General features: G+C 39.6%; 10 protein-coding genes and 1 pseudogene. 8 read left to right on the top strand and 3 right to left on the bottom strand.

Translation table 11 applies throughout. From position 1 onward, the window contains the following. Positions 1-6: 6 nt before the first annotated feature. Genes AXE82_RS07955 through AXE82_RS07950 form a run of 3 tightly spaced genes read left to right on the top strand, consistent with a single transcriptional unit; the run spans position 7 to position 1,234 of the window. Positions 7-441: an ATP-binding protein gene (locus AXE82_RS07955; protein WP_062333396.1), complete on the top strand. Its 435-nt coding sequence runs from the start codon at positions 7-9 to the stop codon at positions 439-441. A gap of 35 nt (positions 442-476) precedes the next feature. After that, positions 477-656 (top strand): Fic family protein, encoded by a 180-nt coding sequence (locus tag AXE82_RS12400; RefSeq protein WP_147285570.1) that lies wholly within the window; start codon positions 477-479, stop codon positions 654-656. 26 nt (positions 657-682) lie between these two features. Then, positions 683-1,234 carry a hypothetical protein gene (locus AXE82_RS07950; protein WP_062333351.1) on the top strand — a complete coding sequence of 184 codons (552 nt, stop codon included), beginning with the start codon at positions 683-685 and terminating at the stop codon, positions 1,232-1,234. Between the two features lie 234 nt (positions 1,235-1,468). Here the strand turns inward: AXE82_RS07950 and AXE82_RS07945 are convergent. Then, a protein-coding gene (locus AXE82_RS07945; protein WP_115304601.1) for an IS3 family transposase occupies positions 1,469-3,030 on the bottom strand; the annotation gives its coding sequence in 2 pieces (ribosomal slippage) (positions 1,469-2,580 and positions 2,580-3,030; 1,563 coding nt in all). A gap of 40 nt (positions 3,031-3,070) precedes the next feature. Between AXE82_RS07945 and AXE82_RS07935 the strand changes: the two genes are divergently transcribed. From AXE82_RS07935 to AXE82_RS07925, 3 genes are all read left to right on the top strand, one after another. Continuing rightward, positions 3,071-3,925 carry a phospholipase domain-containing protein gene (locus AXE82_RS07935; RefSeq protein ID WP_227713365.1) on the top strand — a complete coding sequence of 285 codons (855 nt, stop codon included), beginning with the start codon at positions 3,071-3,073 and terminating at the stop codon, positions 3,923-3,925. A 542-nt stretch (positions 3,926-4,467) separates the two neighbouring features. After that, positions 4,468-5,949 (top strand): RNA ligase, encoded by a 1,482-nt coding sequence (locus AXE82_RS07930; RefSeq protein WP_062333384.1) that lies wholly within the window; start codon positions 4,468-4,470, stop codon positions 5,947-5,949. 12 nt (positions 5,950-5,961) lie between these two features. Next, on the top strand, positions 5,962-6,693 hold the full coding sequence (locus AXE82_RS07925; RefSeq protein WP_062333381.1) for a hypothetical protein: 732 nt from the start codon (positions 5,962-5,964) through the stop codon (positions 6,691-6,693). A gap of 78 nt (positions 6,694-6,771) precedes the next feature. On the opposite strand, the gene AXE82_RS07920 is transcribed toward AXE82_RS07925, so the two are convergent. Together AXE82_RS07920 and AXE82_RS07915 are read right to left on the bottom strand one after the other, a co-directional pair. Continuing rightward, complete coding sequence (locus AXE82_RS07920) at positions 6,772-7,170, bottom strand: hypothetical protein (RefSeq protein WP_062333377.1); 399 nt, start codon at positions 7,168-7,170, stop codon at positions 6,772-6,774. A gap of 234 nt (positions 7,171-7,404) precedes the next feature. Further along, positions 7,405-9,378 (bottom strand): annotated as a pseudogene (locus AXE82_RS07915) (ATP-dependent helicase); the annotation flags it as partial. Between the two features lie 906 nt (positions 9,379-10,284). Between AXE82_RS07915 and AXE82_RS07910 the strand changes: the two are divergent. Both AXE82_RS07910 and AXE82_RS07905 read left to right on the top strand, forming a co-directional pair. Continuing rightward, entirely contained in the window at positions 10,285-10,584 is a 300-nt protein-coding gene (locus AXE82_RS07910) for a helix-turn-helix domain-containing protein (protein ID WP_062333373.1), read from the top strand. Continuing rightward, positions 10,581-11,855 (top strand): type II toxin-antitoxin system HipA family toxin, encoded by a 1,275-nt coding sequence (locus AXE82_RS07905; RefSeq protein ID WP_062333370.1) that lies wholly within the window; start codon positions 10,581-10,583, stop codon positions 11,853-11,855. The genes AXE82_RS07910 and AXE82_RS07905 overlap by 4 nt, the downstream gene beginning before the upstream one ends. The last annotated feature ends 147 nt before the right edge of the window (positions 11,856-12,002 follow it).

Raw genomic sequence — 12,002 nt, 5'->3', positions numbered from 1 at the left:
AAAAATATGATGATATTCATTGCGATTGAAGAAGCAGTGGTCAATGCGGTATATCACCGCTCTTATGAAGAACGCAATCCCATCGAAATCCGCATTTATCCTGATGAAATCATCATATTAAGCTATCCAGGTGCAGACCGTTCTATTAGGCTTGATGACTTGCAAGCAGGACGTGCTGTAACAAGGCGTTATCGTAATCGACGTATTGGTGAATTCTTAAAGGAGTTGGACTTAACCGAAGGTCGCTCAACAGGTGTTCCCAAAATTTTACGAGCCATGAAAAAGAATGGTTCGCCTATGCCAACTTTTGAGACGGATGATGAACGCACCTATTTCTTAGTAAAATTACCCATTCATCAAAAAGCAATGCTAGATGAAAGCGTGATTGAGCAAAATACATTTACCCCCCAAGCTACCCCCCAAGCTACCCCCAAGCTATAAAACTACTGACAAGCTTAAATAACTACGACAATCAGGTGATAACTCGTCAAGAATGGATGGACTTGTTAGGTTTAAAGGACAGCCGAAACTTTAGAAAAGTATACCTTAATCCCGCCCTAACAGCAGGGTTGATTGAAATGACCATCCCCGATAAGCCCAATAGCCCTAACCAACAATACCGTCTTACTACACTAGGTAAAGCAGTAGTGAAATAATTTAAACGAGATGGGGAGATAGGGAAATGGCAAAAAACACATCAAAAATAACTCACAGAATCACCACCAAAACTCTGTCTGTAACGACTGAAAATTTTGTTGTCCATCCTTCGGTAGTTAAAGCCTTTCAAATTTACTGTGAAAACTTCCCTACTCCTTCTGCTCACCAAAATTCGCATAAGCCCTTGATATTTGACGTGATAAAAGATGATGACAGATTTTATTTTTTTGATAACTTTGCTGAAGTGGTACTAGTCAATGATGACACCAATGTAACAATTAGACCACTTCGTTTGTCAAATATCGACATTGAAAGAAGGGCTTGGGCATCTTTAAAAGCTGATTTTTATGCACTTAAGCCTATCAATCCCAAAATTTTTAATGAGCTTAAGCAATATATGCCAAAAAAAATTGCTGAAGAACTATTTGGGGGCAATATGACAATTGAAAAAATTTTAGCTGATTTGCAGTTAGAACGTCATCATTATGATTATCAAGCCAAGTTACAACGAGAGCATCGGCAATATACTTTTCCATTATTTTCCCAATTAATTCAAGAGGCTCTAGATGGATATTGATAAATTAATTGCTGTCCTATTGCCAAAGCACGATGACGAGTATGTGCAGTCGTTACGAGACTTTTTTCTGACGCTTACATCTATTACTGATTCTTCATTTGTCGGTTTTGATATTACGGATAAATCGAATGTCATATTGGAACCTAAACAGTTAAAAGAGATTTTTGAAAGTTACAAAGGCAAAACTACGAAGGAGAGCGGTGTTTGTCAACATAGTTGTCACCCATATTTAAATCAAGCGACTAAAACCTCAGTGGCATTAACCCGTGTAGATAAACGCACAGGATTAAGGGCTGTTGGCTCAACAGGCGAACAATTTCTCACCGCTCTACCATTCCAGCGAGCAGGATTTTCCTGCTTTGCCATCACAAGCACCGACTCACGTCTTGCTAGAATATCGCCATCTTTAAGCGTATGACGCTCGTTTGGCGTCACGAAATTTAACCCACTATGCTTATGCTCATTATTATACCAACTAACAAAATCAATCACCCACACACGAGCATTGTCTAAACTATCAAAGCCATACTCAGGGAAACTTGGTGCGTATTTAACGGTACGAAACACCGACTCGGCAAACGGATTATCATTACTCACCCGAGGACGGCTATAAGAGGTTAACACCCCAAGCTCATAGGCTTTCATTCGCAGGGTTTGCGACTTCATCGGCGCCCCATTATCCGAATGCAGTATCACCCCTGTCCCAATCGCTTTCTCATTAAGCAGGGTACGTTCTAGTAGTTTAGCAGCTAAATCACCCGCTTCCCTGTCATACACCTCGAAACCTACAATCTTACGGCTATAGACATCCTCAATCATATACAGATAATAAAACTGTCCACGTACCGTACTTGGTAAATAAGTGATATCCCAACAAAACACTTGGCAAGGCTTGGTGGCAATAAACGTATCTGGCGGTTTACGAGGATTAGGGGCTTTGGCACGTCCTCGAGGCTGAAGTTGGTTGTGCGCCTTTAAAACACGGTAAAAGCTTGATTCTGAGGCATGATAAATGCCTTCATCAAGTAGGGTGGGAACGATTTGGCTCGGCGGTAGACTGGCAAAGCGGGGTTCATTACAGGCATCAAGGATGGCTTGGCGTTCTATGTCACTTAGTTTATTACTCGGGGCAGGTCTAACAGCGATGGGGCGCTTATCCCCTGTGTTGTCTTTGTCCGCCTTCCAGCGTCGATAGGTGCGTTTACTAATGCTAACCTCGCTGCAGGCGATGTGAAGTCTTGCGCCTTTGTCGGTAGCTTGGTCAATGAGGGTAATGAGTTGTTGCCGCTGTGCAAGAGTGGTCATTCGTCCTCGTCCTCCCCCCATAGGGCATTGAGCTTTTTTCGCAAGATCAGTATGGCAGCTGCCTCCGCAAGCGCTTTGTCTTTGCGTTTGATTTCTTGTTTGAGTTGTTTGATTTGTTTTTGGTCGGCTTGCTGCTGTTTTCGATTTAGGCGGGTTTGTTGTTCGCTTGTGCTAAAGCCTGTGAGGGTCTGTGTTTTCCATTGGGCGATTTGTTCAGGGTAGAGCCCTTTGCTGCGACAGTATTCGGCAAGCTCAGTTTCGTTAAGCTTGGCAGTGTCAATAATGATGGTGAGCTTGGTCTCAGGGCTTAAGTCTTTGGTTTTATCGTTGGTCGGCACGGCTTTCCCTTGTTGTTTGGCTCGGTTTCGCCAATTATATAGGGTTTGTTCGGCGATGTGTTCGTCTCGGGCTAATTGCGCTATGCTAATTAGTTCAGGCGATAGCAGTTTGTTTAATATTGCTTGTTTGCGTTCTGCACTGTATTGTGCCATGGTTGTCTCCTTTTCCCCCATTTGGGTTGTTTAGGTGGGGGTGACAACTATTCTGACAGTGGGGGATACATCCGTTTTACAGTTTTTAGAGGCACGTTTTGGGGTAAAAGAAACCAACATTTCACCTTATCGCCGTGCCATGCTTGGTGATTTGACCTCTGCTTTTAACTTTAAAGAACCAAACAACGAAGTACTACCAATGTTGGCTGGTAAAAAGACCCGTCAGGATGCCGACACGTTGCGTAGCAATCAAGAAAAATTGCCACAAATTAGTGTCCCTGCCAATCAAGTGATGCCCAAACAAGCCACCGGTTATCAACCTTCTCGCGCTTTGCCATATCGATTGCACACCACGGCACATGTGGATAGTCAAAACGTGGGCTTAGTATTTGCCAATACAGGCACAGCAGGCTGCGTGTTTCATGTGTATAACAAATTGGATTTGAACCGTATCCCACGCCGTTATGCAGTGGAAGCAGGTAAACAGTTAAATGATACTTGGTCGGTCAATACCGATGGGTTGTATGACCTATGGGTATTGTCCAATAATGGTTATCACCGTCATTTTGTTGGCAATACTTTAAGCAAAAACAAAGCAGAAATCCGTGTCTGCTACGATGTTGCCAATGGCAATGTCTATGTTGATATCATGAATCAATCTGCAACCGCGCTGACCTTTATCATCACCCCAAAAGCGTATTTTGACAGCACTAAAGCAATGCAAGTTATGATTGCCGCAGGTAAAGAACAACAAGTGCATTGGGATTTAACAGATAGCGGCCGTTGGTATGATTTTGAGGTGACAATAAAAGAAGATGCCAACTGGTTACGCCGTTTTGCTGGACATGTTGAGACGGGTGAACACGGTATTACTGATCCTGCGATGGGTCTTTAATTAGCCATTAACTTTAATAATAAAAAAAGGACTGAAAGTCAGTCCTTTTTTTATTGAAAAGATACACATATGCGTAATATGGTTTTTTCTGTGCTGTCATACTGTTATCTATATTTATCCTGCATAATGTAAGACACTTCTAACGTGTCAAGCTCTATGTTTTGGTAAGTTACAATGATTTAAGCACAACATAAGTTCCTTGTTTTAAATCAATAGAGATACGATTAACTTGACAATGAAGAACCAACTAAACTAAAATCTAGAAATTAACAAAAACTTTATCTACTTTTGTTAATAGTGATCCTACATTTGTTCGCTATAAAAGCGTGATAGCGTAACAACCCTGAGCTACGACCCCGCCAAAACCACAATTTTTCTCACAAAATTGTTCGGTTTGTACATGTAAAATTTGACCAAATCACGTATTGACTAGCCTTTATGTTCTAGTCCATGTCTTTATTTTGTCTAAATTTTGCATTTTTCAATCTTAATTTTCATTGTTTAACCGCAGTTATAAAGATGCAATGAATAAGGGGCTAGTTATGCAAAAATTTATTTTAATCCGTGGCCATCAAGGCTCTGGGAAAACCACGTTTGCCAGACAGCAGCAAGGCAAATTTGCTCAAGCGTATCCCAATGCAACCATCGTCCATTTAGAAAATGACCTATTACTCACTGATGAAAATGGTATGTATTGTTGGTCAGGTGATTTGGTGGATAAAGCCCAACGTCAAAATCTTGCGACATTTAAAAATATGCTTAAGCAAGGGCAACAGCACCCTAACCAAGATATATTAATTGTCAATTCAAACACGAATCAAAAAGGTTCAGCTTGTATCCATTTGATTAAGATGGCGAAAAAGTTTGGCTTTGAGGTTGAAATTTACCGTTTACACAATTTTTTTGAAAACACGCATAACGTCAAACAAGCAGATGTGTTGACGGCTTATATCAATTTGAATAACAGCAAATTACGTGATGAAATCCATGTTCCTGCCATTAAGCCAATTGATGCGTTAACTCAGCAGTTAGTTAACAAAATGCATGTATTTAGTCAGGGTAAATTGCCATTTGACGAGGTACAACAGACGTTTGTCACCGATGACTATTTGACCTTTGCACGCAAAAATTTCGTCAAAAAACAAAGTAAAAACTATCCAGATCTGTTCGTTTTAAAATACGCGCGTAAGGTATTTTACGAAAACGGCTTTGATAATGCCTTGTTAGAAATGCGCGGACTTGTGATTGATAAGCATAACCGTATTATTGTGCGACCATTTAACAAGGTATTTAACTATTCTGAACGTATTGCTAAAAATAGTCCCTATCCCATTGCGATGAGTGACGATCGATTGGTCGACGCCGTGGTTAAGGTAAACGGATTTTTGGGTGTATGCACTTATGTTGAACTCGATGATAATCACCCAAGTACTGGTGCTAGCTTTGATCGACAAGTGCTATATTCGACTACTGGATCACTTGATAGCAGTTTTGCGCTCATGACGCGTGAGCATTGCACGAAATATGAACCTGTATTTAAACAGTTTGCTAATCATACCTTTTTATTTGAGATTACTGACCCAAGTGACATTCATATTATTCCTGAAGCCTTTGGTGAAACACTTATTGGTATAAGGGATGTAGCAACAGGCAACTTATTTAGTGAGCAGCAGTTGGATGAAATTGGTAAAAAGTTTGGTTTAAAACGCCCTACTACGCTAAAAAACGTCCGTTTTGGTGAGTTAAAAACCCTATTAAAAACCGTTAAACACGAAGGTTTTATGGTGTTTGATAGCCAAACGCAAGATTTATTATTTAAATTAAAGTCACCTTATTATCTGGTGTCGAAATTTTTTGGACGTAGCCAAGAAAAAAATTTGGGCAGTAAATTAAGTAAGCAGCAAGTGGATGAAGAATATTATCCACTGATTGATCATATCAAAGCACATCAAGATACGTTTAATCAGCTTGATGAATTACAGAAAATCGCTTTTGTCCAACAATTTTTAGAAAAATTAGAATAAAGAGAACGCAAAATGAGTAACATTTTTTTTACTTCAGATTTGCATTTTTCACATCGAAATATTGCAAAATTTTGTCCTCACACTCGCCCCCAGCCTAGCTATCAGGGCGACATTGATACGCTTGATCAATACATGATTGAGATGTGGAACGATACCGTGGGCGTAGATGATGACGTATATAACTTGGGTGATTTGACGTTTTCACACAACCTACAACACATCAACAAGGTATTATCGCAGCTAAACGGTCGTCATCATTTAATTTTTGGTAACCACGATGATATTATTCAAGACCACCTAGACAAGTTTTTGACCACATCAAAGCACGATGGTCATCCATTGCTATATTCGGCTCAAAGTTATCTAAAACTGCAACTTAAAGAACTCGGTAGAACTTTAGTATTGTTTCATTATCCGATTGCTGAATGGGATGGTTGTCACAAAGGCTACTATCATCTGCATGGTCATATTCATGATCGTATGGCGGATATTGGTGGCCGTATTTTAAATGTTGGGTTTGATTTACACGGCAAATTGTTGACCTTAGATGACGTGGTCAGTTATCTAGAAGATTTACCAAAACTTGACCATTTTAAAGATGACACCCCGCTAAATCACCTGGCAATTCCAAGTATTTTGGCTAGTAGTCCGACCTTTGGTCAAGTCAAAGTAGATGATGAATATCAGCAATTGGTACAAAATATTTCACCATTAATTCGACAAAAATTAATGCAGAATAGTTAACAAACCAACTTGCTGATAAATGCTAAATACGAAATAGTTTTTTAAATGACCAATCGTTTGAAAAATTCTGCCCTAGCTTTATTTAACCAAGACCAATTCACCGCCAATGCGTTTGACGGTGATTGCGCTTTTATTAACGCTTTGATAACCCATCACATTTGACATGGTATGCACTAAGCAGTCGTAGGTATTTGGCTTATCAGTAGGCTGACACACGGCTTTGTTGATTTTAGCTTTATACTGCATCGAGCCTAATATTTGCTGTGTGAGCATATCAGTATGATAATCACCTGAGTACATCGGGTTATTGATAATCATATTGCGATTGATGGCTTTGACTTCCTCATCAAATAGGCGCTGAATATCGGCTTGGGTTGGCACATCATTGGTAGGCTTTGTTTGATTGGCTGTATTATCTAAAGTAAATGCTTGCACGCTTAACAACAATCCTGCGAATAACGCAAATTTGACATTCATAAGCTAACTTCCATTTCATTAATTTTAAATCTAATTATAAACAATTATTGGTTAAAATACTTGTTGTAGTAAGAGTAAAGTTAATCCTTAGAACGGCATATCTGGATTTGTTAAAAGGCTTAAAAAATCTTAATCATCAAAATCAATACCGATTTTGGGCTTTTTCTTCAGCGGTTGATGAAACGAATTATCAGCTCTAAAACCACCAAATGAATTAAAGCCACTATAATTTGGCAACAAATTAGTCGGTACTTCACTCAAAAAATAACTTTCAATCGTCCGATTTTGCCCATCAACCCGGCTCGTCGCCCAGGTATTTAAGTTTTGCCGTGTGATAATCAGTTCATCTTTTGCCCGCGTCATCGCCACATACAGCACACGGCGTTCTTCTTCCACTTCTTCAAAGCTGTCTTGGGCGCGCAGATGCGGATATTGTCCCACTGATGCATTAACGATATAGCAGACTTCACGCTCAGCGCCTTTGGCAGAATGAATGGTAATCAGTGTGACCAAGTCATTGTTGTCTTGCTTATTGACTTCGCTGTGCGAGATCGGATCTAACACATACGCTTCAATAAAGTCTGCCAAGGTATTGTGACGCATGGCAAGTTGTTTAATTAAATCAAAATCTCTGGCACGGCTGTCCCAGTCTTTTTTCTCATAGTTCTTTTGCAATTGATCACTCAACGCATCAAAGGCGATATCAATGCTTTTCTCTGGCAGTTCCTGTAGCTTAGCAAGCTCCTTAAGTGCTTCAATAGCAGGTTTGGGTACTTTGCTTTTCTTATCAAGCACATCAATGCAAGCATTCAAGTCTGGTAAGGTTAAAAACTCATTTACTAGCTTCCCTGCCCCAGCATCGCCGATGCCATCCCAAAGCGTTAAAAAACGAATCCAAGCGAGTTCATCTAGATAATTAACCGTCACTCGTAGCATACTGATTAAATCTTTAACATGCGCCGCTTCCAGTAATTTGGTACCACCGATAAACACATACGGGATATTTGCAGCAATGAGTGCGCTTTCCACTTGTCGACCTGAAAACGCTGAGCGCAGCAAAATCATATGATGATGCCACGGTGCCCCTTTGTCATAACGTTTTTTTAAGTCACTGACGATAAATCGCGCTTCATCAAACTCATTACCAAAACTATGCAGTACCGGTTTAATCCCTTCACCGCGATGTGCGGTAAGCCGTTTTTTATAATCAAGTTCACTTCGATCAAGTAGCCAGTTGGATAAATCTAGAATTTCTTGGGTAGAGCGGTAATTTAAATCCAGTGTTAGCACTTCGGCATCGGGTACTCTTTCTTTGAAACTATGAATATTTTCAAAGTCTGCCCCGCGAAAGCCATAAATCGACTGGGCATCATCCCCCACACAAAACAACTGCGTGCGTCCAATAAAGGGTTGCAGCAGTAACCACTGCAGCGGATTGGTATCCTGCATTTCATCGACGAGCAGATACTTGGTGTTTTCAGTGACTCGTTCAAGGAGCCAATCATCGGCATTTAAATAGCGTGCAACATATTCCAAGATATCATCGTAATCGAGATAATGACGTTCTCGCTTTTGCGCTTCATAACCTTTCATGACTGCTTTGATTTCATCATAAGCAGGCTGAAAATCTGGCAGTTGCTTGTATAACGCGTCTTTGAGTGAGATTTGGGTATTACGCGAGTAAGAATATAAGTCAACAAGCTCTTTGGGCTTAGGTAATATTTCGCTAATGGTTTGAGCGGCTTTTTTACGTTGAAAGGTAATGGTTTTACCTGTCGATGTTTGATTAGCCTTAGCCGCTGCCTCTTTGGCACGTTTATCTTCGAACTTACCCCGTAGCAGTTTGAACATCATAATTTGATCATCACGGTCGATAACGTTAAAGCCCTTTAAGTCAAAGACCTTGGGATATCTGCGCAAAATACTTAGACAAAAGGTATGGAAGGTGGACGCGCGCAGCCCTTCTGCTTGCAATCCTAAGTGACTTTCGACACGGGTGACAATCTCGCTAGCAGCGCGGCGGGTAAAGGTGACGATTTGGATTTCATTGGCTACCACACCTTTATCAATCAAATATGCCGCACGAGCCACAATAGTCTTGGTCTTACCACTGCCTGCCCCGGCTAGTACCAATGTATTTTGGCTATCGGTGGTGGCAGCTTTGCGCTGGGCAGGGTTTAGTTCGTCAAGCAAGTTATTGATGGTCATAGTAAAGGAAATTGGCTAATAAGCATTGGTTTAGGCTAGCAAACTATATAGATGTTGTCTAATTATATTCTTAAGATGTTAGATTGATAAATCACTTTTAAAGGCGTATTCGTATTGGATTTTTGTTCTATTCAACAAATATGTGCGACTTAGATTTACTTAAAAAAATATTAAATTTCATTACATATCCAGATTTACGGTCGGGGTCACTTTAAAAAATGGTAAAAAATGCGTGGTCACAAAATGGTCACGTTTTGGTCACGGTCTAAAATTTTGCAAAAAATTGATTAGTTAAATTAACAAAGCATTTTTAGTAAAAAAAGGGGCACAAAGCTTGAAAGCCTTGATACAGGCGGATTTATAGACAATAAAAAAGCCTAACTATTAAGTTAGGCTTTCTTGAATTTGGAGCGGGAAACGAGATTCGAACTCGCGACCCCGACCTTGGCAATTCTGTGGAGCAAATTTCTATTAAATGACCTTAAGTTATATTATTCTATAACCTGTGTCTTTTCAATAGATGAAGAAAATTATTTGCAATTGAATTTAAGGTAATTTAACGTCATTTTTCTCCAATTAACTCTGATTTATGGCACAAAAAATGAGCCAATTTTTACTCCGACTTTTTTCTCTTAAATTCGATATATTTTAGAATTTCTGAATGAAAAAATGGTCTTATTCAATTTTATATTTATTCTATTATTAAATAATAATTAATTATATTTTTTCGCTTTAGGTTTCTAATTTAAAAAATTTTATAATTCAATTTAGATATTTTCACGTAACAGTTCTAGGTTAAAAGCAATATATAAATTTCTTTTAATTTTTTAGGAAACATATATATTGCTTGTAAGAAAATAAAAAATTAATATATTGCAATGAAAAGCATAGCAAGGATATCCGCTAATGAATTTACTTGAGCAAATCAAACAACGTCGAATCGCTCTAAAGCTTAAACAAAAAGATATGCAGATGCGAATTGGTGTGTCACGACAACAGTATCAGCAGATTGAATCGAAAGGTAATCCCCGCCTTGATACGCTAGCGTTAATCGCTAAAGGTTTAAATTCTGAACTTATGCTTATCCCTAATGAAAAGAAAAGACAGGTTTTGGCTATTTTAAATGAAGACAAAGCGATAAAAGATGACATTCAACGCTTAATTGATAACCCATGGCAAGGCTTATTAGAGGATATGGAAGCATGAAAGTTCGAGTACTGAAATTAACTTTGCACGGTCGTTTGGTGGGTTATTTGGCGGGTTTTGACAATGGCAAAAATGTGCTAACCTTTGCACAAGAATTTGTCATGGACGACAATCGCCCTACGCTTAGTTTAACCAATCGCCCCGATTTTCCTTATGCGAATAAACGCTTGTCTGAACAATGGGTGAATCGCCAAAGGCTGAATCCGCTACTTTCCAATTTATTGCCAGAAGGGTCTTTAAGATTGCTGTTGGCACAAGGTTTAAAAATTCATCAGGATAATGAATTTGAGTTATTGTCTTATTTAGGTCATGATTTGCCTGGGGCGTTGGTAGCCGAAAGTGTTGAACCTGATGCCGTGCCTAGCTATATTTTTGATTCTGCCAATATTGGTCATGCTACGACTGTTACGTTGCCACCACACTACCCGCATTTTTCATTAGCGGGTGTGCAAATGAAACTTTCCATGAAACACCAAAGTGGACGTTTTACTCTGCCAAATCCTAATAAAGATTCGGATTTAGGGGACTGGATTATTAAAACACCGTCTGTGGTGCATCAAAGCGTTGCCGAAAATGAATATAGCATGATGACATTGGCTCAAATGGTAGGCGTTGATATTCCCGATATCGAATTGGTGCGTTTAGACAAGCTAGATAATTTGCCCATTCTCAATTTACCCAGTGAACCTTATGCCTATGCCATTCGGCGATTTGACCGTGGTAGCACGATTGATGATGTTAACATTCAACGTATTCATAGTGAAGATTTTGCTCAAGTTCTTGGTAAATATGCCCATGAAAAATACCAAGGCGGTAATTATCAGCAAATCGCCAAAATCCTTTATCAATATAGCGACAATGGGATTGCAGATGTCAAGCAGATGGCAAGACGATTACTGGTGAACATTTTATTAGGCAATGGCGATGCTCATCTCAAAAATTGGAGTGTGATTTATCCTGATGGTTTTGGTTTAAGGCTATCACCTGCGTATGATATTGTGTTTACCAAAGCCTATATCTCTAGCGAAACCAGTTTAGCGTTAAATCTTGGCAAGTCAAAAAACTGGTATCAGATAGAGTTTTCTGATTTTGAATATTGGGCAAAAAAAGCGGATATTCCTTGGCGGGTGGTTCAATCCGAACTCAAGGACGTGATAGCCATTGCAAGAGCGACATGGCGAGATACGCTAAATAATTTACCTATCGTTGAAACCCAAAAGCAACTGCTAATTGAACATTGGCAACATCTACCAACTGACTTTCGGATTTAACCAGCTTGATAATCAGACGTGGGTCAAAATGACGGCGGTAATACCCTTGATGACGGCGGTAAGCAGTTAAGCGAACTGCAAAATATCGCAACCCTTGTCAATACATCAAAGCGAGCCAATTGTTATTTGAGCTATGGGTGATTTGGT

The sequence above is a fragment of the Moraxella osloensis genome (assembly GCF_001553955.1).
GTDB classification, from domain to species: domain Bacteria; phylum Pseudomonadota; class Gammaproteobacteria; order Pseudomonadales; family Moraxellaceae; genus Faucicola; species Faucicola osloensis.
The sequence above is the reverse complement of the archived record's forward strand: the minus strand, read 5'-3'. Positions and strand labels throughout refer to the sequence as shown.